Annotated in this window: 15 protein-coding genes; 7 read left to right on the top strand and 8 right to left on the bottom strand. The window is 49.8% G+C overall.

The genetic code is table 11. The annotated features are described in order from the left end of the window. Positions 1-89: 89 nt before the first annotated feature. The gene (locus tag ACXAGR_RS12945) at positions 90-2,459 is read right to left on the bottom strand and encodes a fatty acid cis/trans isomerase (protein ID WP_474850876.1); all 2,370 of its coding nucleotides are present in this window, start codon (positions 2,457-2,459) and stop codon (positions 90-92) included. Positions 2,460-2,645: 186 nt separating this feature from the next. Here ACXAGR_RS12945 and ACXAGR_RS12940 point away from each other — a divergent pair, with 186 nt between their 5' ends. Continuing rightward, positions 2,646-3,152: a M48 metallopeptidase family protein gene (locus ACXAGR_RS12940; protein WP_474850874.1), complete on the top strand. Its 507-nt coding sequence runs from the start codon at positions 2,646-2,648 to the stop codon at positions 3,150-3,152. A 75-nt stretch (positions 3,153-3,227) separates the two neighbouring features. Here the strand turns inward: ACXAGR_RS12940 and ACXAGR_RS12935 are convergent, their stop codons facing one another. Both ACXAGR_RS12935 and ACXAGR_RS12930 read right to left on the bottom strand, forming a co-directional pair. Beyond that, positions 3,228-6,170: a TonB-dependent receptor gene (locus tag ACXAGR_RS12935; protein ID WP_474850872.1), complete on the bottom strand. Its 2,943-nt coding sequence runs from the start codon at positions 6,168-6,170 to the stop codon at positions 3,228-3,230. A 63-nt stretch (positions 6,171-6,233) separates the two neighbouring features. Continuing rightward, on the bottom strand, positions 6,234-8,900 hold the full coding sequence (locus ACXAGR_RS12930; protein ID WP_474850870.1) for a family 16 glycosylhydrolase: 2,667 nt from the start codon (positions 8,898-8,900) through the stop codon (positions 6,234-6,236). 385 nt (positions 8,901-9,285) lie between these two features. Between ACXAGR_RS12930 and ACXAGR_RS12925 the strand changes: the two genes are divergently transcribed. The 5 genes from ACXAGR_RS12925 to ACXAGR_RS12905 all read left to right on the top strand — a co-directional run bounded on the left by ACXAGR_RS12925 (position 9,286) and on the right by ACXAGR_RS12905 (position 13,867). Beyond that, positions 9,286-10,878 (top strand): ABC-F family ATPase, encoded by a 1,593-nt coding sequence (locus ACXAGR_RS12925; protein WP_474850868.1) that lies wholly within the window; start codon positions 9,286-9,288, stop codon positions 10,876-10,878. A gap of 101 nt (positions 10,879-10,979) precedes the next feature. Next, positions 10,980-11,837 carry a patatin-like phospholipase family protein gene (locus tag ACXAGR_RS12920; protein WP_474846399.1) on the top strand — a complete coding sequence of 286 codons (858 nt, stop codon included), beginning with the start codon at positions 10,980-10,982 and terminating at the stop codon, positions 11,835-11,837. Between the two features lie 175 nt (positions 11,838-12,012). Beyond that, the gene (zntR, locus tag ACXAGR_RS12915; protein WP_349584671.1) at positions 12,013-12,438 is read left to right on the top strand and encodes a Zn(2+)-responsive transcriptional regulator; all 426 of its coding nucleotides are present in this window, start codon (positions 12,013-12,015) and stop codon (positions 12,436-12,438) included. Beyond that, positions 12,435-13,715, top strand: a complete 1,281-nt coding sequence (locus ACXAGR_RS12910) for an SO_0444 family Cu/Zn efflux transporter (RefSeq protein ID WP_474850866.1) — start codon at positions 12,435-12,437, stop codon at positions 13,713-13,715. Before zntR ends, ACXAGR_RS12910 begins: the two co-directional genes overlap by 4 nt. Continuing rightward, positions 13,706-13,867: a DUF3703 domain-containing protein gene (locus tag ACXAGR_RS12905; RefSeq protein WP_474851164.1), complete on the top strand. Its 162-nt coding sequence runs from the start codon at positions 13,706-13,708 to the stop codon at positions 13,865-13,867. The genes ACXAGR_RS12910 and ACXAGR_RS12905 overlap by 10 nt, the downstream gene beginning before the upstream one ends. Here the strand turns inward: ACXAGR_RS12905 and ACXAGR_RS12900 are convergent. The 5 genes from ACXAGR_RS12900 to ACXAGR_RS12880 form a co-directional block, all read right to left on the bottom strand. Next, entirely contained in the window at positions 13,857-15,419 is a 1,563-nt protein-coding gene (locus ACXAGR_RS12900) for a tryptophan halogenase family protein (protein ID WP_474846404.1), read from the bottom strand. The genes ACXAGR_RS12905 and ACXAGR_RS12900 overlap by 11 nt on opposite strands. Positions 15,420-15,437: 18 nt before the next feature. After that, entirely contained in the window at positions 15,438-16,934 is a 1,497-nt protein-coding gene (locus tag ACXAGR_RS12895; protein WP_474850865.1) for a tryptophan halogenase family protein, read from the bottom strand. 9 nt (positions 16,935-16,943) lie between these two features. Then, positions 16,944-17,978, bottom strand: a complete 1,035-nt coding sequence (locus ACXAGR_RS12890) for a cupin-like domain-containing protein (protein WP_474850863.1) — start codon at positions 17,976-17,978, stop codon at positions 16,944-16,946. Between the two features lie 75 nt (positions 17,979-18,053). Beyond that, positions 18,054-18,773: a SapC family protein gene (locus tag ACXAGR_RS12885; RefSeq protein WP_474850861.1), complete on the bottom strand. Its 720-nt coding sequence runs from the start codon at positions 18,771-18,773 to the stop codon at positions 18,054-18,056. A 173-nt stretch (positions 18,774-18,946) separates the two neighbouring features. Then, positions 18,947-21,961, bottom strand: a complete 3,015-nt coding sequence (locus ACXAGR_RS12880; protein ID WP_474846412.1) for a TonB-dependent receptor — start codon at positions 21,959-21,961, stop codon at positions 18,947-18,949. Between the two features lie 971 nt (positions 21,962-22,932). Between ACXAGR_RS12880 and ACXAGR_RS12875 the strand changes: the two genes are divergently transcribed. Then, positions 22,933-23,994: an ROK family protein gene (locus ACXAGR_RS12875; protein WP_474846414.1), complete on the top strand. Its 1,062-nt coding sequence runs from the start codon at positions 22,933-22,935 to the stop codon at positions 23,992-23,994. Positions 23,995-24,011: the final 17 nt, after the last annotated feature.

The raw sequence follows: 24,011 nt of genomic DNA, 5'->3' as shown, positions 1-24,011 counted from the left end.
GAAGTAGCAGTCATGGCCGCCATTACAATGGCGACCATGACGTGAACGTTGAAAATCACGATCTGGCGACGAGAGTAAAAAACAAGCACTCACCGGTCCTCTAACCGGTTGTAATCCAGCAGTCCGCCGTCAATGGGATAACGGGCTTCTGACCATCTGATAAGCTCATCACTGAATGACCAGAACTCAGGGTTGGTGCGGCGTACCCCTACTCTGTCTAACAGACGCTGATAGTCACTTTCGTTTTTCACTTCGCTCAACTGTTTTACGACCTGTGGAATATCTGAGGCATTAACTTGCCAGAACACATCCGGGTAGCTGCCCAGAAAGCCCTGAACCAGGGTTAATGAATCGTTGGCGTGGTCACGGTTCTTATCTTCTTCAAACAAGCTGCTTACGTTAAAGTGTGCGCTATTTCTCAGTACAGTAAACACCTCGAAGTCTTCCGGTTTCTCGTCACTTCGCACCATAATCATGGTGATCTCCGGCATGATTGTGGCTTGCTGAGCAGGTAATTCGTCTATGGTAGCCAGCGCGGCAAGCTGCTCTTCGTTAAGTACATCACTGTGTAATCCGGTATTTTCCGGCTGAACATGCTTGAGATAAGCAGCCAGAAGGCGGTACAACTCCCCTTTGGGTTTGCCGGAGTCGTATTCAATCCCGGTGTCCTGCTCAAAGCTGTTGATATCGCCCTCGATGTAATCCGTCAGTTCCGGCCCGGCATGCTGATACCAGTCAGCTAACTGGGTACGGCGGGTTTCAGGCGGCAGTAATGTCAGGAAATTCGATTCCCCTTCCATTCGCAGGAAATCCATATAGAGCCTTGTCATCAACTGATGACCATAATTGCCATACACATCAAATCCGGCCACCAGCAAATAATGGATGCGCTCAAGCAGTGCGTAATCAATCACCCATGCGGTTTTCGGGGGGGTACCCACCATCCCTTTCACCACGGTGGCGTTGTCGAAATGACGAAATACGGTCAGACTGGCGTTAGTATTTTTGCCGTCGCCGGCCCAGACACTTTGTAAACTCAGGTGTTCACCCTGCGTAAACGCTTCATTAAGAAATGTCGTTCTGGCACGCATGTACTCGCCCTGGCGACGGGCGTATTTCACCCAGCTTACCGCCAACGCAGTACTGTCTTTTTCTGCCGGCAGATGCAGATTTTCCCGTTGGGAGGCATAGAATTCATTAAGCTCTTCTGAAGCCGCGACTTCCGGATCGACAAAAAACACCCAGAAACGGTCATTGATGACATTCAGTGCGACCTGGCCACGGCAGACCGGCCCTTTGATATATCCCATGATGGTATTTTGTGCCCGCTCCAGCATGAAACGGTACCGGCTTTTCACCGGTAACAAAGTAAAGGACGTGAGAGGGTTTGCCGCCACATCCGGTTTATAAGAGGGTAATGCCGGCACATCAAAGTCCGCGTCCACAAACCAGGCCTGCCATTTAGCCCGTAAATCATCATTAATCACATAGGGCTGATGGGTTTTGCTGACAATGGTTGAGAACACAGGCTGGAGCCTGTACCACACCCTATCAACGCCGGGATCATCGAAGGGCCGGCGGGTTGCGATTACCGCAAGCGGTTTGCCCGGCGGCGTGGCTGACCGCACCAGGTTAAAGAACTGCGGCGTTTCGCCTTCGGGACTCAGGCCGTCAAAATACAAATGAGTGGTGAACAGATGCTCATAAATATAACGCGCAGATAATTTCGCTTTGTTGTTATCTGCATTCAGCCACGTTTCCAGCTCCGATACTTTAGCAACAGTCTTTTCGTCTAACGAAGGAGATTCAGGTAAAGGTGCATTGTGCTGCAGCCATCTTAGCAGTGTCAGTTCTTCTTCAGCATTCAGGTTCGGTAAGGCATAAGGCATGCCCCCAAGAGGCTGATCTGCAATATAACGCCCCATTTCATCAAGTGTCGGACATTGCTGCTCTCTGTTTAAGCTGATATCGAAACCGTCTCCCAGGTGGGTGGTATCAGGTTGCGGATTGGCCCGCTTTAATAACAGCATCTGCGCCAGCACAGAGGTTTGCGTTTCCTGCACAACGTCGCTGTCTTCATCAGGTAAAACAGAAAAGAAACCACGCTTGCGCCAGGCGTCTTCAGAATGCGCATCGATAAATAACCGGTTCGGCTGGGCGGCAGTTAAGCGGGTACCTTCGTAAACCTTCTCTTTATTCGCTCCGCGGGCAATACCTTCCGGCGCTGTCATTTTCAGCTGGCAGGGAGCGTCATAACAAGCGTGACATACCACACAACGCTTCGTCAAAACCGGGCTGACCTCATGCTCAAAGAATTGTGCAGGTAAGGGTTCTGTCGCCACAACCGTATCAGGGTTATCAAATAGTGGCGCTTCTGCTGCAGACCATTGCCAGATTGCCACACCGGCGATTAAAACAGCCAGCACCAATGCCGCCTTCCCCTTACTAAACCAATTCATGCTTCGCTTCCCGTAATGCCCGGCGCACAGTCTACCACCCATTTACTCCTGCTCCATCTATCCATAGTGAAATCCTGTCAAAGGTTTAATATTCAGCCGCTGACCCGCAAACTCAAAGCCGGATGCATGGTGAGCGGTTAATCATGCTGTATACTGGCTGCAACACTATTATTTTATGCATTCATCATGTCCCGGCCACTGACCTATTTATCTCATTACCCTCAACATCTTCAGGATCAGATCCGCCACCTCATCGACAAAAATCAGTTGGGGGACTGGCTCCGCTCCCGTTACCCGTCCGTGCACAACTTCAACAATGACCGTGATTTGCGTGAGTACGCCATGGACATCAAAAACCGTTACATGAAGAAAACCCAGCCATTAAGCAAAGTCGTTTACGACGGTAGAATTCATATCGTGAATCACGCGCTGGGGTTGCACTCCTATGTATCGAGAAATCAGGGCGGGAAGCTGAAAAGTAAGAACGAACTGCGGGTCAGCGATTTATTCAAAAATACGCCGGAACCTTTTTTGAACATGATAGTGGTGCACGAACTGGCTCACCTTAAAGAAAAAGATCATAATAAGGCGTTCTATCAGCTTTGCCGCCATATGCAGCCTGACTACCACCAGTTAGAGTTTGATGTAAGGGTTTATCTCACCGAAATGGACACTAACGGAACAGTATTCTGATAAGGCCTTGCATATAAAAAAGGCCGCAAAGCAAAATGCAATGCGGCCTGAACTCATGTGGTCCTGTTATTTTTATCAGAACGTATACCGGGCACCGAGGGTATAACGCGGACCATATTGACGGGCGTAAAGGAATTGATCTTCAAAGCGGCCGTAGCCACGTTCAGTCTCGTTATTTACATTCACGCCTTCAACAAACACGGTGAAATGTTCGTTGAAATCGTAGTTGATGCTGAAGTCCCACTGACCGAAAGAGTCTGCCTGTGTTGGCGGTACATCAGATGAACCCTGTGCCTGCCCCATGCCCTGCAGATAGCCTGCACGCCATGCATAAGTCACTTTTACCGACAACGCTTCTTTTTCGTAGAACATCTGGAAGTTGGCAGAATCACCGATACCCACCAGCGGGTTCTGACCGCTTTCGAGAATATAGGGGTCATACTTCACATCACCGTCGACCAGCGTACCGTTCACGCCCACACCGAAACCGGTGTCACCGAAAGTATGCTGAACGGCCAGTTCAATACCATCCACTGTGCGGGAATCCGGCAAATTTCGCGGCTTGGTCACACGCCACGTGATGAGTGGATCATCAGCATTTGGCTCAACAACACCTTCTGCGTTAGCGTAGCCGTTATCCTGGAAATACTGGAAGATGGCACTGTCTGTGGCCTGCACACCATCAGCTTCAAGAGCCGCAACGGCTTCGTTCCACCGCGGTCCCTGGTAAATATCACGCAGTCCTTCGAAGGTCTGATCGCCCCCGGTGGTTTCGATATACTCACTCACCTTCTTGCGGAATAAGCCGACGGAGGCATAGCTGTCTTCGCTGTAATACCATTCCACTGACAAATCGAGGTTTTGCGACTCGTAAGGTTTCAGGCTGGTGTTACCTTCAGACGCGGTGCGGGCACCAATTTTGGGGCTGCCGCTAAATGCACGGCCACCTTGCAGCAAGCCAATAGGCGCACGGGTTATCGATTTACCCCAGGAGAAACGGGCTACCACGTCTTCTGTCACGTCCACTTTAATGTCGAACATGGGCAGCAGAATGTCATATTCACCGGTGAAATCCTGCAGGATAAGTTCCGACTGATATTCAGTGATCCACTCAGAGGGTGCGACCCAGTTTACCTGCGTGGGCACACGCACCTGCGCGGAACTGGGCACTTCAGTTTCTTCATAGCGCACACCGGCATTCACCTGCACATAGAAATCACCAATATCAAAATCCCACTCGGTTTGTACGTAAACAGAATCGGTGATCTCTTCAACAAAATTCACCGTTGGCGCATTAAAGAAAGGATCGATGGAGTAAACATTGCTGTCACCGGTCACGTCTGCCGTAAGGTAAGCCAGCTGCCGGGTGATCGCTTCGTCAAAGCTGTAGGTGTAAAAGTAATTCGGATTCAGCGCATCACCGCCGCCACTGAATGCATCGAGGAAATCACCGGTATCATGGCGGGCAAACATGCTGTCCGGGAAAATTTCGGTATAGGACGGGCTGAAGCCGGGTCCGCCACGCAAACCACCCCAGGCGTCCGTTGCACCCAACGACTGTTCGGTACGGGCATAACCAAAGTCGACTTTCACCAGCGGAATGCTGTCAAAAACCGAGTTGTACCAGGTACTGTCGATTTGAAGCTGTTCAATATCCGAACGGCCCTGATTACGGGTAAATTGACTGAAGTTAGAATCTATTTCACTGGGCATCAGCTCGTTGGTGCCGTTATTCCAGTTGATGTAATAACCCGGAATATCACCTTCCCGATAGTCATACACCTTGGAAATCAACTGATCGGAACCAAGAATGACCTGGCCACTGCCGCCCAACCCTTTGTCCTTACCGTTATCAATCTGATTGTAGGAGTCGTGATAATCCACTGACACTTCCCAGTCACCGGTGATTTGCCACTCCAGATTTACACCCAGAGAGCGGGCATTCACCTCGGTGGTGTTACGGCTGGCTGTAGCAGAACCGTCGTCACCGGCAATATCGGCATACAATGCGGTGCCATTTTCATCCAGTTCATAAGCATTTATGTTAGGCCCGAAATTATTCCAGATCCCCCACCCAAAGCTGTTAGTGCCGGTGATGGCATCAGATGCGGTGTAATCCACCGTTGCGGTGAAATTATCGGTAGGACGGAACTGGAACGTGACTTGTGCGTTGGTACGTTCACGTTGAACATCAGCAAAGCCAAAATTCAGATCTTTCGGAAAGAATGCCGCATCGGTAATGACAGAACGGTTATCCACTACCATGGACGGGTCCAGTTCGGGTAAATCCTCGTCAGGCACAAGCACCCAACCCTGGATGCTGGCTGATTGCTGACGGAAATCCCGTTCCTGGTGTGAAACCGAAATGCCAATACCGAACATATCGTCAGCAAAGGTGTTTGTAAACACGCCGGCCACTTCAGGAGTAATATCACTGCCTTCCTCGTTAGAGGTGTCCATAATGCCTTTAGCCGATACGGAGAACTGCTGACCGGGGTTATCCATAGGTCGCATGGTCAGAATATTCACCGTAGCACCCAAGCCACCACTGGGATTTTCCGCCCGTGCAGTTTTCTGCAGCTCCAGGGTTTTTACCCCTTCCGAAGACAGGTTCTGCAAGTCATAAGAACGGGTAAAACCGGTGCCCGGCATCTGACGGCCATTCAGGGTGATAAGGTTAAATTCAGGGCCAAAACCACGCACAGTGATCTGACTACCTTCACCGTTTGCCCGGCTGATAGTTACGCCGGTGATACGCTGTAACGCTTCCGCCAGGTTAGTATCCGGGAATTTACCCAGTTCTTCAGCAGAAATGGCATCTACGACACCGCTTGAATTGCGCTTCAGGTCCTGAGAGCGCATCAGTGAGCCGCGGATCCCCTTAACCTGAATGACTTCCATGCTTTCGTCAGCAGCGGCTTCAGCTTCCTGTGCCTGCGCGCTGAACATGCTTGTTGTACCCAGTAACAAAGCCATTGATGTGGCGACCCGGGTCTTTTTAAATGTATTGTTTTTCATAGTTGACCTACTCATCATAATCAATTGTTCCGGCGAGCCGGTATAGCGTCGCCGGAGGCTTTGTTATTGCGCTGCAATTTCTGCATTATCGATGCGGTAAACCGCGCCGTCACCCTGTCCCCATGCCGGGAACACCATCACCACGTTGATGTCTGAAACATCCAGACCAAGATCAGACAGCGTTTGCAGCGGGAAGGTATAGGTTTGCCATTCGCCGGCTACCGGATCGACGCCTTCAAGGCTTTCTGACAGCGGCAACTCAACGGCAGTAGCAGCACCGGTAGATTCAATCTTAAACAGCCAGGGGGCTGTGCTGTCAGCAGGCATAGAAGTCACTTTCATTTCAAAGCGAACCGCGCCTGTAGTAAGAAGCGCTGAGGCATCGAAAGACACTTCCTCGTCTGCCAGGAAGCCCATTACCGTCGGCGTACCGCCGATACGGAATTCGGCTACGTCACCGTGGGCATCTTCATCGGCTTCGATTGTCGGAGTAGAACCGCCACAGCAATCCCATACGCTCCACATATCCGCTGCGGTATCAGCGAACAGGGTTAAACCTGCAGCCGCACCGGCATCCGGGTGGTACAGTTTCATGTTGTCGATACGATATGCCGCACCTTCACCGGCCCCCCAGGCCGGGAACACCATGATCACGTCAATGGCGCTGATATCCAGGCCACCGGCCTGCAGGTCAGCTATGGGGAAGGTATAGGTTTGCCACTCGCCTTCAACCGGTGCTTCCCCTTCCACACTTTCTGTGATGGGTAATTCAATGGCTGTAGAAGCACCGTTAGATTCCACCTTAAATAACCAGGCTGCAGAGGCATCGTTTGGCAAGCTCACAACACGCATATCGAACTGCAGCAGGCCGCCGTCTGCCAGTGCAGTGGCGTCGAACGGGGTGTCACCGCCACCGTCAGCGGGACGGGTAATAAAGCCCATTACAGTAGGTTCGGCACCGATACGGAATTCAGCGGTCAGGCCGTGGGCATCGTCATCCATTTCTTCTGTGGGGGTTGAGCCGCCGCAGCAGTCCCACATAGGCCAGTTGGGGTTTGTAGCATCTTCAAAAATCACCAGTTCCGGGTAGCTGGATTCTGCAGAAATTTCCACGTTGGTCAGGCGGTAAGTTGCTCCGTCACCCGCGCCCCAGGCAGGGAACACCATAATGACGTCAATGGCGCTCACATCCAGACCAGCTTCATCGAGCATGGAAAGCGGAAATTTATAAGTTTCCCACACGCCCTCTTCCGGCATATCGCCGGCAGATTCATTCGGGCCCGTGTAGCCGGTTGCCAGTGGAAACTCTACAGCGGTTGATCCTTCTGAACTTTCAATTTTGAACAACCAGGCAGCACTGGCATCAGAAGGCAGCGACGTGACTTTCAAATCAAACTTTACACTGCCGGTTTCCACCATAGGCGCACCGTCAAAAGGGGTTGCCTGACCGTTTGGATCGGTAATAAAGGTACTGCGACTGACGAACCCCATTACAGTTGGTGTTGCGCCAATAGAGAATTCGTAAACGTCACCTTTTTCGGCATCGTCGACGATGGCAGGCGTTGAGCCACCACAGCAGTCCCATGCTGGCCAGTTCGGATTATCGGTACCACCAAAGATGGTCAGGTTCTGTGCCACACCGCTGGAAGGTGGTGAAGGAATGGGCGCTTCACCTTCTACCAGAGCATCATCTGTAGAGTCGTAGCCGGGGCGCACGGTTTCACAGCCTTTACCGGTATCCGGATTGGCTGAACATTGATATACATGCACATAATCGATTTCGTAAGTCTGACCTTCCGCGAAAGCTTCTGCGTCGATGCCCAGCTCATTCACGTTAGATGGCCAGTCGCCGCCCACCGCCAGATTCAGGATCATGAAGAATTCCTGATCGAAGGGTGCATTGGTATAGTAGTTCTGCAATTCGCCACTGGTCTGATCGAAATATTCAGTGTACCAGCCACGATGCGCCAGGCCTGTTGCTTCGTCTTTGCTGTTGTAACGCACCGTTGATTTTCGCTGAGTGGCGTACAGGTAATCATCCATATACCAGCGAATTTCCCCTTCCTGCCATTCCACTGCATAGGTGTGGAAATCGTCAGCCGGGTTGGAACCATCCGGTAACTTGTATGCCTTTCCGGTGTGTTTGTTGTTCGGCCACTCACTGCCGTAATGCAGGGTACCGTGAATATTGGCTTCCGGGTTGCCGTCTGCGTCCATGGCTTTCAGGTTCACCGCTTCCATGATGTCGATTTCACCACTTCGCGGCCAGCCACCATAAACAGAATCGGTAGGCATCATCCAGAATGCCGGCCAGCTTCCCTGACCAGAGGGCAACTTAGCGCGCATTTCAAAACGACCATATTTGAAATCTGCTTTGTACTGTGTAACGAGTCGGGCTGATGTGTAAGGTTTCTCCGCCCCTTCTCCGGCGGGTAACGCGACAATTTTTAGCGTGCCGTCAGAGACAAATGCATTTTCAGGACTGTCGGTGTAGCACTGGGATTCGTTGTTGCCACCACCGGCGCAATTGACTTCATGAGTCCAGTTATTTCCGTCAATAGAAGACCCGTCAAAATCATCACTCCATACCAACTCCCAGTCTGTTACCGGTACCGTTGGCTCAACAATATTCACGTCCGTATTTGTGGTGGCGCCACCGCCACATCCCACAAGGGTTGTGACCGATATCGCGGCCGCCAGCCGCGACAATTGTAAAAATGTTTTAGTCATTGTGTTCAGCCCTGTTTTCAACTTCCGGCAAGCAGGCGGTGCCGGAAATTTGTTTTTAGTTTTCGTCCCGTCTGTGTGGTCGAATTAATTTTGTAAGCGCTTACAAATCTTCTCAAAAAGAAAGCACTGTTCAGTTGAGCGCGATTGAATTCCATTCCCGCCGATTATGAAAGCGCTTTCATTACATTACGACACGGTCAAATAAAGGTCAATGCCACTCTCATTTTTTTAACATTTCAGTCACCTTCGTGACAGATTGACTCACCGGTGCGCTATTGCGCGACTTTTAGCCAGTTTAACCTCGACACAGCCGGCAGGATTCTTTATATTGCGCGGCCTTGAATGCACTCACGTGTACCTCTTTTTTGTTTTCCGGGAATTTGTTGTGATCACCACCGCCAATATCACCATGCAGTTTGGCTCTGCGCCTTTGTTCGAAAATATCTCCGCTAAGTTCGGTAACGGCAATCGCTACGGCCTGATTGGCGCGAATGGCTGTGGTAAGTCAACCTTCATGAAAATTTTAAGCGGCAAGCTTACCCCTTCCGCCGGAAATGTATCACTCGCCCCGGGCACTAAGCTAGGGATCCTGAATCAGGATCAATTCGCCTTCGAAGAAATGTCGGTGGTTGATGCTGTGATCATGGGAGATAACGAACTGTGGGAAGTGAAGCAGGAACGTGACGAGATTTACAGCAAAGCAGACATGAGTGAAGAAGACGGTATGCGTGTAGCCGATCTGGAAACCCGTTTTGCTGAAATGGACGGTTATACCGCCGAAGCCCGTGCAGGAGATATCTTAATTGCTGCAGGCATTGAGGAAGACTATCACTTTGGTCTGATGAAAGAGGTAGCGCCGGGTAAAAAAGTCCGTGTGTTGCTGGCACAGGCGTTATTTGCCGATCCGGATATTCTGCTGCTGGACGAACCGACTAACAACCTCGATATCTACACCATCAACTGGCTGGCTGAAGAGCTCAACAAGCGCAAGTCTACGATGATCATTATTTCTCACGATCGTCACTTCTTAAATTCCGTATGCACTCACATGGCCGATATCGATTACGGTGAATTGCGTATTTATCCCGGTAACTATGACGATTTCTCAGAAGCCGCTGCCGCTGCGCTGGAACAGCTCCATCATGAAAATGATAAGAAAAAGGCAGAAATTGAAGAGCTGCAAAGTTTCGTAGCCCGCTTCTCAGCTAACGCCTCAAAAGCCAAGCAGGCAACTTCACGGGCAAAGCGCCTTGAGAAAATTGAGCTGAACGAGATTAAAGCGTCCAGCCGCCGTAAGCCGTACATCATTTTTAAACAGCACAAGAAGCTGCATCGTCTGGCGATTACTCTTGAAGATCTGGGGCACGGCTTCCCGGAATTGCCTCTTTTCAGTAACGGTAATTTGCTTTTAGAGGCGGGAGCCCGCCTGGCCATTATTGGTGAAAACGGTGCCGGCAAAACCACCCTGCTGAAATGTCTGATCAACGAACTGGACGCCAATGAGGGCGTGGTAAAGTGGGCTGAAAACGCCGAAGTAGGCTACGTTCCTCAGGACAGCAACCGTGACTTTGCCAACGATCTGACTTTATTTGAATGGATGAGCCAGTGGCGCGGACCAAAGCATGATGATCTGCAGGTTAAAGCCATGCTGGGTCGTTTGCTGTTTACCTCTGATGATTTCAATAAGAAAGTGAGTGTTTGCTCCGGTGGTGAGAAAAACCGTCTGTTGTTTGGCAAGTTAATGCTGCAGGATATCAATGTACTGGTAATGGACGAGCCTACTAACCACCTTGATATGGAATCTATTGAGGCACTGAATAATGCTCTGGCAAACTACGACGGCACTGTAATTTTTGTCAGCCACGACCGTGAATTTGTCTCTTCACTGGCCACCCAGGTTATCGAAATTAAAGATCAGAAAATCAATCATTTCGAAGGTACCTACGAAGAGTTCCTCGCTCACAGCGCTGCTGTTTAGTATTAAATTTAATAACTGAAAAGCGCTTATCACACAGCGGACACTGTCGCCTTTTTCAACCTTGAACTATGCTTTGTATAAGGTGAAAAAGGTGATGGTGTATGTCTGTATCCAGAATATTCCCCAAGCAAATCGTTCCCATTTTATCCGGCGGCGGTACACGGCTGCCTGCTCACATAGGTATATTACAGGCACTCGACGACCTTAACGTAAAACACAACACTATTGTGGGCGTATCCGGCGGCTCTATCATTGCGGCAATGTACGCACGGGGCTTCACAGTAACCGAAATGAAACATCTGGCATTGAATACTGACTTTCGTCAGTTTGCTGATTTTTCTTTGTGGCGACTGTTACGTGAAGGCGGTCTGGCATCGGGAGATATTTTCGAGCAATGGCTGGATGAGCAGCTCGACGGGGTTACCTTTTCAACCATCAACTATCCTTTACATATTCTGGCCACAGATGTGAACGGCGGTGGTCCGGCGCTGTTTAATGCAACAGAAACGCCGGATGTGAAAGTCTCCGCTGCAGTAAGGGCTTCCATGTCGATCCCCCTCATTTTTGCCTTCAAACAATTCGAAGATAAATTACTGGTGGACGGCGCGGTACTGTCTGAGGACGCACTGTTTCGTGACTGGCAGCAGGACGGCACACCTTCGGTCTGTTTCCGCCTGCAAAGCCGTCAGAAAAAAGAGAACCTCGGCAAGAAGAAAGCCCGTTTCGCCCTGCCCACTTATGTCATGCTGTTAATCCGTACTTTTATGTCGGCACTGGCAAGGGAGTACGTACACGCTGAATTCTGGCAGCGCACTATTTTGATTGATACCGGCGAGGTCTCCGCCGTGGACTTTGATGCCAATGGCGCTGACAAAGAAGCGTTATTCGAAACCGGCTACAACACGACAATGGCCTACCTGCCGGATAAATTAAAGAAGCAGTATTCCAGAATTAGCTGAATTCAAGCTTGTTCAAATAAATCTAAGGTTCATTCAGGGCGTTAAGGTGCAACAACTCAGCGCCCTTTATATCATCGCTGATATCTATAAATCCCCGGCAACGCTAATCCTGCTTCTATATATTTTTGAAAAACATTTGACTCTGGAGTTAACTCCAGGGTTTATAGTAAGCACTATGAAAAAATCAGACTTGCTGAAAATAGGCGAACTGGCCCGCCTGACTGACCTGAGTAACGACACCATCCGCTTTTATGAGAGCAAGGGTTTGCTTACGCCTTCCGAACGCTCTGATGCAGGTTATCGCCTGTATTCTGAAGATGATGTGGAAAAGCTCTTATTTATCCAACGCACTAAAACGGTGGGTTTTACGCTGAATGAAATCAGCGAACTCATGGAGCTGAAACTGCATCCTGATACCCACACGTGCGGTGAAGTGAAGAAAGTCACCGAACAAAAGCTACAGCAAGTAACAGCTAAAATTAATGAACTGGAGCGTATCCGTCAGTCGCTGCTTCAAATGAATAATTTGTGCGATGGCGGCCCTGAAAGTGCTCAGCATTGCACGATTCTACAACTACTGGACTCAGAAAAACCGCTATGAACGATATAACGCTATTGCTCACCAATTTCTTTGGTCTGTTTATGGAATCAGCGCCGTGGTTACTCATGGGCTTACTGGTTGCCGGCATAATGCACGAGCTCGTCCCCGTGAGCTTGTTGCAGAAACATATGGGTAAGAACAGTGTGGGGGCGGTGATAAAATCTGCCTTCATTGGTGCACCATTACCACTGTGCTCATGCGGAGTCATTCCCGCCGCACTGGGATTAAGAAGAAGCGGAGCTTCGAAGCCGGCCACAGCATCCTTTCTCGTTTCCACACCGGAAACAGGGGTAGATTCAATATCGGTTTCTTACGCCCTGCTCGGCCCCGTATTCGCTGTGGTTCGTCCTGTTGCTGCCATCTTCAGCGCCATTTATACCGGTTTAGTGGTGAAGTGGTTTGTGAGGGACGACCAAGCCATATCGTCTTCACCGGCTTCTTTAGAAAAGGTTGAGCAGGACAGTTGCTGCAGCAGTAAAGCACCGGTGCAGGAACCGGTATCGTCTTGCTGTGCTTCAAAAACTGAAGTGGTTGCGCCGGTTAAATCCTGTTGCAGCAGTGAAAAGCCTGCTGCGCTAAATACCGGAAAGCCTGCTGCGCAAAGTAGTTGCTGTGACACGAAAGTCACTACACCGGCACCTGCAGAAGCGTCTTCCTGTTGCAGTTCAACTCAGGCCGAATCAGAAAAAGAGAATAAAGTCGTTCAAATCTGGCAGTTCGCTACAGGTAAACTACTGGAAGATATTACCATGTGGTTACTCATTGGCCTTACGCTGGCTGCAGCCATTCAGACCTGGGTACCGGTATCTTTTCTGACCCAATGGGGCGATGGTTTTCTGGCTATGCTGGTCATGGCGCTGATTGGGATCCCTATGTATATCTGTGCAACGGCATCAACACCGCTTGCCGTTGGCTTTCTGTCTGCCGGCCTGTCACCCGGTGCAATCCTGGTGTTCCTGCTCGCGGGTCCGGCAACCAATATTTCTACCATGGGAATGATTGGCCGCGAACTCGGCCGCCGCTCTCTTATCATCTATTTGTTCTGCATACTCACAGCCAGCATCGGTTTGGGTTATTTGCTGAATGCAGCGGTGGAGGCATTTAACTGGCAGTCCTTTATTCCCAACGGTGAGGGAGCCCACCATCACGGCGAGACAGTAAATGCCTTTTACGCATTGTGTGCGGTAGTGCTCAGCGCACTGATGTTACGTAACAGCTGGCAGGCAGCGAAGGACAAGTGGTTTTCCGGCAATAATATGCAAAGCAGCTGTCATTAAGAAATGAACAGGAAGTCATCACATGGGTAATTTTACAAAAAACATCGCCATGTCTGTTCGCCGGTAACACCGGCGGCGGAAACGTCAGTGCGTTTAAGCCGATGCCTGTTTCTGAGGCTCTGGCTGAAAAAATTGCGGGGGCTAAGCGGTAGCCCTGCAGTCCTTTTTAACTGCGCCTGCCAGCCGTGACAAAAACTCGCGGTTGGTAGGTAAGCCATTCAGCAATTGCTCTGTCGAGCGTCGCACATCATTTAAAGCCTTATCGGCCACCCGCATTTCATGTTGCGACAGGCCTGTACATGCCTCACCGAATGTAGATTGCATGCCCATCAGCACGTATTGTTTACTGGCTGAGGAAAACAGCTCCAGACGGCGATCGCTCTCGTAAAGCCAGGGCGGCTGGGTTTGCCACAGTGCCAGGGAATCTTTAAGGCTTTGCGGCACTGAGGCTGCATCGCGGTGAGCACGCCAGTATTCACTGTCATCCCGGGACGACAACACATAATGCAGCTTGATAAAGTCGATGATCTCTTCCCACCGGCTGTGGGTAATTTCGTTATAACGTTTAGCCAGTACCGTCATGGCATTGCGGCAACGGGGAAACTGGTGGCTTATCCATTCAACAGATTTTTCCACCAGCACCAGCGCTGTTGCTTCAAGAGGCTCCACGAACCCGGCTGACACGCCAATGGCTACACAGTTGCGGTGCCAGAACACCGAACGGTGACCAGGCTCAAAAGTGATTAACCGGGGCTCTGCTTTTGATGCATCCAGATGCGGGTCATTTTTCACATACTGCATCAGTGCATCCTGAGCCTGATCTGCCGAGCAGTACTGGCGGGAGAACACATGGCCAATACCCCGGCGGCCGGACAAGGCAATATCCCAAATCCAACCGTGCTTTTGTGCCGTTGCTACGGTTGCAGAAGCTACCGGCGCATTTTCATCCCGATAAGGCACCTGAAGTGCCAGCGCAGCATCATTGAACAACTGTTCACGCCTGCACACCATAGGAACGTTATAAAACCCGTTCAGCAATAATGCTTTAAAACCACTGCAATCGATGAACAAATCACCTTCAATGACACGGCCATCCGACAATGTCACTGAAGCAATATCACCGTCCGGCGCACCATTAACCTGTTCTACATGTCCGGTGGTATGCACCACACCTAATTTCTGCGTGCAGTGCAAACGCAGCATTTCGGTAAATTTACCGGCGTTGAGGTGATAACCGTAATTCAGAGCAAAAGCAAATTCCGGCGTTGCCAGCGTCTTCGGTGCAAGTGACTGCTCACACACAGCCCCCTGGGCACAGACCAGTGTTTCAAAATCAGAACCGGGACGATTTTTAAGAAAATATTGCGACAGATTCACCGCGCCATAGCCAGCCGGTGTAGTGAACGGATGATAGTAATGCTCTCCGTTGCCATATTGCCAGCCCACAAACTTAGAAGCCTGTTTAAACCCGGCATTGCAGAACTGCATGAAGTCTTTTTCAGATATGCCAATCTGGCGGAGAGTATCCCGCATGGTAGGCCAGGTGCCCTCGCCTACCATGAGGTTTTTAACGTTGGGAGATTCAACCAGTTCAATGCGAACCGGATGGGTACATCCGGATTTTTCGCCATTTTTCGCGGCCAGGATGCCTGCTGTCAGCCATCCGGCGGCACCACCACCTACAATTACAACACGGTTCGTCATTTTCCAGTCTCCTGAAAATTAACCCACCTTCCCTGCCGGGCAATATTTCTCTATGAATTGTGCGTGTGGCGGCAATTGCGCCAACTGGTTATCAATTTGATTCTTTAATGCTGTTAACTGTTGTTTCAGTCCTTCAGGAGGAAGCAATTTACCGGCCTGATGATAGCTTCCGGGCATCAGTCCCTGCCCCATCATAACCTGTACCCATGAGTCCACTCTGAACAGCGATACATCGTCAGGCCACACATAACCATTTTCACGAAAAATCGACAGTCTGTGTTTCAGCGAACCGGGCACATCCATTGTCCTGTAGTGGTTCCAGAACGGACTGTCATCACGTGTAGTCTGATGATAATGAAGGATAATAAAGTCCCGGATAGTTTCAAGTTCAACCGCCGTTTCCTGGTTAAACCTTTCGGCTAATATTCCAAAATTATCCGAAAACGGAAATAACTTCATAAGACGGATAAGTGCCGTGGTGACCAGGTGAATACTGGTTGATTCAAGAGGCTCCAGAAAGCCGCCGGACAAACCGATGGCGACACAATTCTTATGCCATGCCTTTACCCGTCTTCCGGTTTTAAACTTCAGTTTCCGCGGTTGAGTCAGGGGCTTGCCGTCAAGGTTTGCCAGCAATGTCTTTTCAGCCTCTTCATCGCTGAGAAAACGACTGGAATAGACAATGCCATTACCGGTGCGCGACTGCAGCGGTATACGCCACTGCCAGCCGGCCTCGTGGGCAATAGCACGGGTGTAAGGTAAAGGTGGTTCAACGGACTCAGTCTGCACAGCAATAGCGCTGTCGGCTGCGAGATAATGACTCCAGTCTTCGTACTCAACACCCAGGTGTTCACCAATAAGCAGTCCGCGAAAGCCAGTGCAGTCAATAAACACATCACCGGCTATGACCTGGCCCGTCTCCAGCTTTAATGCCGTAATGTTGCCACTGTCACTGTGAAGATCCACTGCAGCAATTTTGCCTTCAATGCGTTTCACACCGGCGGCTTCACTCTTTTTACGCAGCCAGGCGGCATAGGCCGTTGCATCCAGATGAAAGGCATAATTCAGTGGTTTCTTACCCGCCGCAAGGGCAAACTTACCTTCTCTGGCGGCTTTCAGCTCAAGACAGAAGTCGTCCAGTCCGGCACTGTAGCCACTTTCTTTTGCCGCCATCCAGAAGGCGTGAAACTCTGCCATCCAGGCACGCTGACCAATTTCGCCAAAGGAATGCAGATAGTTTTCATCTTTACACCCCCAATTTTCAAACTGAATGCCCAGTTTAAATGTGGCCTGGGTGGCAGACATAAATTCCTGTTCGTTTATACCCATCAACTGATGGAAACTGCGCATGGTAGGAATAGTGGCTTCCCCCACACCCACGGTGCCGATCTGGTCGGATTCAACCAGCGTAATGTCGAGTAAATTTCCCAGCCTGGTAGCCAGACTGAATGCACTCAGCCAGCCGGCTGTGCCACCACCGGCAATGACAACTTTTGTTTTTTTATTTTCGCTCACGCCTGCTCCTTACCGGTTCAGGTTACTGATTAACATGGAACGCAAACGCCTGGCGTTAATGTCGTCCATTTCCCCCAGCGCACCGCGGCACTCCGGCGGAAGATGTTCACGAACTCGCTGCGCATCACCAAACACGTAATAATCAAACAACGCCTTCCAGGCTTGTTTTTCCTGTTCAGGTTTTTCCCGCAAACTCATCATGCCATGTAACAGCACATCCATGGGGTTGCCTTTGTGACGCTCTGTGGTCATCCACCAGAAATTAACCATTACGTTAAAGCGGTCGTATGCCGTCACTTCATGCCACCACATACTGGGGTAGTAAAGGCCGTCACCGGGTTCCAGGTCAGCAATCCATGCATTGTCCATCGCCTCTTTAAGGCGGGGGAACTTATCGAAGTCAGGGTCAGCGAGATTCGCCAGCGTAACAACCTGACCACCCGGCGTAGGATGCAGCGGCCCGGGATAAAGGTTCTCCACCTGCTCCGGCGGAAATAGCATGAACCGTCGTTTACCCACAACGCAGCAGGCCAGATTTTTAGGTTGATCAAAATGTGCAGCAGCTACAGATTCTGTTCCCAGCCAGATTTTGGCGACCACCGGATTTTGCTCAAATTCAGGATGGGTAAACGCCAGGGAATGACTGTCTGCCAGTGCAGGGAATCCTTCTTTCAGCACCAGAGAGTTAACGTACAGGTATTCATGTTCCTGTTCACTGAGCTCACTACGGATTGTGTTGAACACATCGGGGATCGTTGACCGTTCTGCAGAGAAATTAAATCCGGTACAGGTATCGTTGTATCCGAAGCGGGACTGAATTTCTGATGGTGCGCGATACACCAGCATGGGTTTATTGCTGTAGTTATCTTCCAGCATCTGCATGGTATCAAGGGGGGATGTCCGCCCTGCTTTAACCATTGGCCAGTCGTTTACCAGCCCCTTAAGAATAACCGGCTGGTTAAGAGCGAAGAGATCATCAAACGGGATGGCATCTGGTGTGATGCCTTCCCACACTGTTACGGTTTGTCGGGAAGGTGTAACCATTGTTTTCGTCCGTTAATAAAAAGCGGCTTAAATGTCAGTACCAGCCGGCACTGACAATCCGGACCAGCACTGTACCTAAATCAGCGCAGATTTTGCGTTCTTCAGATCAATTAAACGCTGAAAATTACCCAGTGAAGATAAAATAAAGTAAAGCGGGCCAAGCATACCGTACTGACTTAACTTTGCCAGACTGTCACCGTCGAGCTGAGAAAGCTTTTCCTGATTGACAGAATAGTAGTTAGAGAAATTCACCTGCTCTATATTGCTGAGCTTAATCTCAATGTTCACCGGCTCCAGAAGCTCCATCTCTTCCACCAGGGTAAACAGAGTTTTGTTGTATTGGGCACCGGCTTCAATAGTCTGCAATGCCTTTTTTACATAATTCAGATAACCGGATTCGCCACCCATTGGCAGGAAGACCGCTTCACCTTCTTCGCCAACTCGGGGATCGTCCATATCAATACAAATAAACGGTTCCGGTGCGGCATCATCAGATTCACGATAGGCAATACTGAATGGTCCGCGCCCCAGCACGGCAGGAATATAACGGGTTGTCCATCCGTCTTCACTCAGGAACAGGTTTTCGTCCTTGCTTAGCCCCAGAATACTGTGGATCTGCAACTCGCCACTGTCGGCATCTTTATAAAATACCAGCGGAAACTCTTTGTGCAGCTCACTGATTTCAGACGCGAATACGCGGGTACGGTTTACCTGATGGCCGGAAAAAGCTCCCGGACGGGTATTAACTTTCAGATCTTTATGATCGACGTTATTCAGAACAGCTGGTTTAGACATAGATTGGTCCCCGTTACTGCGGGTTGAGCGAAAGGTATACGCAGGATGTTATCGCGCTACCCCGTCAGGCGCAATGTCATGTTTGTAAGGATTAAGGCCGGCATGCGAGGGCACACCGGCCTGAGAATCAAAGGTCACAATCCGGGAGGATTGTGACCGGATGCTGACAGCTATCAGAAGCTGTAGCGGGCACTCAGTACAATACGTCTGTCCAGTTCCTGGATGAAGAACGTGTTGTTGTAGCTACGGCCGTATTGACGTGAACCTTCTTCGAACAGGTTGATTACGTCCATGCTTACTGTCAGGTCTTCGCTGAAGTCGTAACTTACGTTAACGTCTACCTGCTTGTACTCATCGATGAACAATGGGTTACGAACAGAAGATACGCCACGGTTTACTTCCGCCAGGAAGGAGTCACGCCAGTTGTAAGCAACACGGGTAGACAGGCCGTCTTTTTCGTAAATCAGTACTAAGTTAGCTGAGTCACTTAAACCTTCCAGTGCGAACTGGTCAATTGCCGGATCAGCACCTACATCGTAACCGATATCACCGTCAACGATGGTGAAGTTAGCCTGGTAACCGAAACCGCTGTCACCGAAGAAGTGCTGCCATGCAAACTCGTAACCGGAGATACGTGCGCTCTGGTTGTTTACAGGCTGAGTAACTTCGAAGGCCATTTCAGGGTCGCCTGCCATTGGCTCAACATTGTTGTTAGCGAATACGTCATCAGCAAATGCCTGACCTTCTTCGAACTCATCAGCGCCACCAGGGAACACGTCAGGGTTTGCAAGCAGTGCAGACATGGTGAAGAAGTTACGTTCTGTTACTTCGATACCACGTGCTTCAAGCTCTGCAATAGCTTCACCTGAAACAGTACCGGCAGCACCTGAAGTCGCATCAAGCAGACCGAACAGAGTTTGAGAAACCTGTTGTGTACCAACGAAGTTGTCTACGTCTTTACGGTAGTAACCTACTGACACCATGCTTGAATCACCGTAGTAGTATTCAAGTGACAGGTCGAAGTTGTTGGACTCCAGTGGATCCAGCGCAGCGTTACCGCGGCTACCTGATGCCACACCGCCTAAGTAAGTAGGACGACCAGGCGCACCAATGCTGGTAGCTGTGTACATCTGGTTATACGCAGGGCGAGCCAGCGTCATGCTGTAAGACGCACGGGCTTTCAAATCGTCAGTCAGGTTAACCGAGAAGTCGATGTTTGGCAGGAACGCTTCATATGAGTGGTCCTGAGACAGCGCTTCAGTCTGATCGCCGTAGCTGATAGTGAAGTCGTTATCTGACAACCAGATGATCTGCTCTGGTACAGATTGCAGAGAGATAGACTCAACGTCTGTCTTCTCATAACGGGCACCAACCACTAAGTTAGCTTCGAAACCACCGATTTCGCCGTCCATTGTCGCCATCGCGTACAGAGACAGGATATCTTCTTTAACGGTGTTGTTCTGAGCACCAACAGAAGGCAGATCACCCGGGGTGAAGCCATACGCCGGCGCAACAGCGTTCAGCAGGTCTACTGCGTTACCGCGGAATGATACGCTACCCAGAGGGATAGTGGTTGAACCTGCAGGTTGGGCAATTGAATCCGCACCGGCAACACCGCTCATGTTGTGATCTTCAAATGCACAAGCTGTACAAGTCACTTCCAGCAGACCTTCAGGAATATTACCTACATCAGCAACACCCCAGCCACCAAGCTGCGCTTCAGTTTCATAACGAAGCTGATTCATTTCTGTCGCCATGTAGCCGATACCGAAGTCAACTTTTACGTCAGAACCTTCGTCCCAGGTACCGTCGAAACGGAACTGTTTAACGTCAGATTCCTGATCAGAAGAAATGGCACGGGTAACCTGAGGACCAACATCGGCCAGGTCGAAAATACCGTTGTTGTTACCTTTAACAGAATCGTCAACAACAATGCTTGCCTGAGGCATATCCAGACCGAAGTCCATGGTTTGCCAGCCGGCAGTTGCACCTGCTACGTTGAAACGGATTACGTTTTTACCGTAAGGACCGTTACCGCCAGATTTTGCATTCGCCATGTTAGCGTCGAAACGCAGGTTCAGTGAATCGTTTGCCCACCAGTCAGCGTTGAAACCGAAAGATGTCAGTTCATCTTTAGCGGCCATCACCAGGTTCTGGAAGAAGAAGTCTTTACCACCGTCGATATCTTCAGTGAAACGGATTGGCGTGGCAACAACCGGGTTACCATCGAATTCCATATCCGTGAACTGACGGGCAAACCAGACACCGTCAACAACAGAGGTAGAGTTAATTTCGTTGCTGGCGTAAGTTGCGTCAGCGGTCAGTGTCAGAGTTTCTGAAGGTGCGAACTGTAAGGTAACCATACCGTTCATACGTTCGCGGTTATCTTCGTTAACACCTAAACCTAAGTTAGAAGGCATGGCAACCAACTGACCTTCCGCAGGTGCGTTAGTCACGTTAGCGCCGTCTACCAGACCGAAAGTGCCAGGAGACGTTGAATCCCAGTTGTACAGCTGGTAGTTCTCAACACTCATGTGGCGGCTACCGGAGTCGCGCTCCTGGTAAGAACCGAACACAGCTACACCAAATGTGTTGTCATCGTTTGACCAGTTCGCAACACCACTTAATTCTGGTGTCACACCGTCACCGCTGTAGTCTTTCATGGCTTTCGCGCCGATAGAGGCACGGTTTTCACCTTGAGACAGTGGCTTTAACGTATTGATGTTAATTGTTGCACCGATACCACCTGATGGTACGGCTGCACGGCCAGTCTTATAAACTTCAATGCCACTTACACCTTCAGATGCCAGGTTAGAGAAGTCAAAAGAACGGGTTGTACCGGAAGCACCCTGGTCAAGCGGGTTACCGGTGATAGATGCTACGTTCGCAGCAGGCATCTGACGGCCGTTTAATGTGATCAGGTTGAAGTTACCACCGAAACCACGAACGGTAACTTCTGAACCTTCACCGTTTACACGGTTGATAGAAACACCAGTGATACGCTGCAGAGATTCTGCCAGGTTGGTGTCAGGGAATTTACCCATGTCTTCAGCAGAGATGGCGTCAACAACACCGGTAGACTGACGTTTTACGTTCATAGATTGAGACAAACTTCCGCGAACACCGCGTACTTCAATCTGTTCTACTTGTTCTGGTGCGTCCTGAGCAAATACAGGTGATGCGACCATTACGCAGAGTGCCCCTGACACTGCGCAAGATAGCTTTGTTTTATTAAACATAGTTTGGTTTCCAGTTGAGTTTTCACACGTGAATTAAAGTGCGTGTCCCTTATGAGGAGGATGACTACCGCGCATAAAACACTGGTCAATCAGTTCACTCAACCCCATCACGCACTCGCTGTGCAAACCGCTACGTTGTGATCCCATTCTCACAATGTAACGCGTTACAAGCCGCCATTTAACGTTAACGAATTGTAACGGTGTAGTTATAGCCCGCCTTGTGAAGCAATTGCAAGTATTTTGTTAGGTTGCCTAACAAAATTAACCTTTTTCTTGAAATTGAAGTATTCTTTAGTCTTAAATGAGCGGGTAAATGCAGATTTTACTATCTGTATCTGATTAGAATAAATGGCCTGTCAGGCACTTTTTATTTACAAATACAGGTTAAGTAAAGGTGACAACTCTCCGGAGTGCAAGGATTGGTCATATTAAATTTTTATGATAAGTCACTGTTTGAAAAGGCTGAAAATTTGCTATGAAAAATAAAGGAAAAATATAAGCATTAGTTATAGAGAATATAACCGGAAGATGATAGAGGCCCCTGAAAAGGGAATGGTGCAAAGCAAAAAACAATAATAAAACTGACTTTGCTGTCACACAAATGTAAAGAAACCAGAAAGTTCCGTAAAGCCTGAATTATCGCAAAAAGAACAAAAAACAAACAGCGGTAAACCCTGAACTTTTTTAGTGCAGAAGACTCTTTAACAGCGATCTGGTTTTAACAATGTGTGTCACAAAAACGGCTTTTAAAGTCCTTTTACCGTTAACAATTATTCAACAACAGGATAAAACAGCGCGAGCTGTTCCATAACAAAAATACTATGCCCGTACACAAGCAATCGAGTCAGCGTCTCCAACAGCAAGGCCTGGCACTGGACACAGACAGACAGTTTTTTCGCTGTCTTCGCGAAAATGGCCCCATGAGCAGAGCAGCCATCTCTCAGCTTACCGGCATTTCCCGCCCCACTATTTCAGAGGCTGCAGGACGTTTGCAGGGCCAGTCTCTGGTCAATGAAACGAAAAAGAAAACCCAGAATAAACAGGGCCGTGCAGGTATACTTTATGAAATTAATGCCAACCGGGGTGTTACCTTGTCTGTTGCTCTGGACAGTCAGCACATTCAGATGCGCCTCACCGACCTGGCTGAAAATATTGTTGCAGAAGAGCAGTTCAAATTAGCCGCGCTTAACGGCCACGCCATACCCGATTACGATGTAGAAGCAGCACACGTACCGTCTACCCGAATTGACAGCAGCGAAGCCTTCTTCCAGAAACTGACCACCATGGCTGAAGACATGGTTGCACGAACGAAAAGCGCAGTCCTCGCCATAGGCATATCGATTGCCGACCCGGTGAATTCTGAAACGGGCCAGGTATTACCTCTGCACGGTGCCCCTTTCCCCCTCGCCCACGACATTAATTTTCCCTCTCTGTTTGCCAGTATGTTCCATTGCCCCATTACTATTGATAACGATGTGAATTGGGCAACCATGGCGGAACGTTCGCAGGGTAACGCTATCGGCGAGAAGAACTTCATGTTCTTTTATTTTGGCCGGGGGATCGGTGCCGGTATTTATATCAACGGACATCTTATCCGCGGAAGTTCGGGTATTGCCGGCGAAGTGGGCTATTTTAAAGTGGATGGTTCGAAGAACCTTCAGGATTACGTGGTAGAGAACCAGCTGGGTAAAGCCTTACTGGAAAACCGTTCTTTGTACGATCATCCGGCTATGGATAAAATTATCCACGTGATTTCTAACGCGGGAATTCTGGTGAATCCGGATCTCATAGTGATTGGTGGTCCGCTTTCCCGTCACGACGCCTTTATGAAAACACTGAAAGACACGATTCCACAAAAAACACTGATGCCGACCAGGGTAATTGCCAGTGCAATGCCGGATACCGCCCCGCTTTGCGGCGCATCAGCCGGCGCTCATGAACTGGCACTGGCTTCGCTGGGGCTGATACAGCATCCGGAATAGCACAGTCTCAGACCGGA

The organism is Alteromonas sp. ABH4_457 (assembly GCF_056160625.1).
The sequence above is the reverse complement of the archived record's forward strand: the minus strand, read 5'-3'. Positions and strand labels throughout refer to the sequence as shown.

What these genes read in the sequence shown, in the direction of transcription:
- ACXAGR_RS12945 (WP_474850876.1), bottom strand. Translation starts at nt 2,459, where the DNA reads ATGAATTGGTTTAGTAAGGGGAAGGCGGCATTGGTGCTGGCTGTTTTA.
- ACXAGR_RS12885 (WP_474850861.1), bottom strand. Translation starts at nt 18,773, where the DNA reads ATGTCTAAACCAGCTGTTCTGAATAACGTCGATCATAAAGATCTGAAA.
- ACXAGR_RS12930 (WP_474850870.1), bottom strand. Translation starts at nt 8,900, where the DNA reads ATGACTAAAACATTTTTACAATTGTCGCGGCTGGCGGCCGCGATATCG.
- ACXAGR_RS12890 (WP_474850863.1), bottom strand. Translation starts at nt 17,978, where the DNA reads ATGGTTACACCTTCCCGACAAACCGTAACAGTGTGGGAAGGCATCACA.
- ACXAGR_RS12920 (WP_474846399.1), top strand. Translation starts at nt 10,980, where the DNA reads ATGTCTGTATCCAGAATATTCCCCAAGCAAATCGTTCCCATTTTATCC.
- zntR (WP_349584671.1), top strand. Translation starts at nt 12,013, where the DNA reads ATGAAAAAATCAGACTTGCTGAAAATAGGCGAACTGGCCCGCCTGACT.
- ACXAGR_RS12880 (WP_474846412.1), bottom strand. Translation starts at nt 21,961, where the DNA reads ATGGTCGCATCACCTGTATTTGCTCAGGACGCACCAGAACAAGTAGAA.
- ACXAGR_RS12875 (WP_474846414.1), top strand. Translation starts at nt 22,933, where the DNA reads ATGAGCAGAGCAGCCATCTCTCAGCTTACCGGCATTTCCCGCCCCACT.
- ACXAGR_RS12900 (WP_474846404.1), bottom strand. Translation starts at nt 15,419, where the DNA reads ATGACGAACCGTGTTGTAATTGTAGGTGGTGGTGCCGCCGGATGGCTG.
- ACXAGR_RS12910 (WP_474850866.1), top strand. Translation starts at nt 12,435, where the DNA reads ATGAACGATATAACGCTATTGCTCACCAATTTCTTTGGTCTGTTTATG.
- ACXAGR_RS12940 (WP_474850874.1), top strand. Translation starts at nt 2,646, where the DNA reads ATGTCCCGGCCACTGACCTATTTATCTCATTACCCTCAACATCTTCAG.
- ACXAGR_RS12935 (WP_474850872.1), bottom strand. Translation starts at nt 6,170, where the DNA reads ATGAAAAACAATACATTTAAAAAGACCCGGGTCGCCACATCAATGGCT.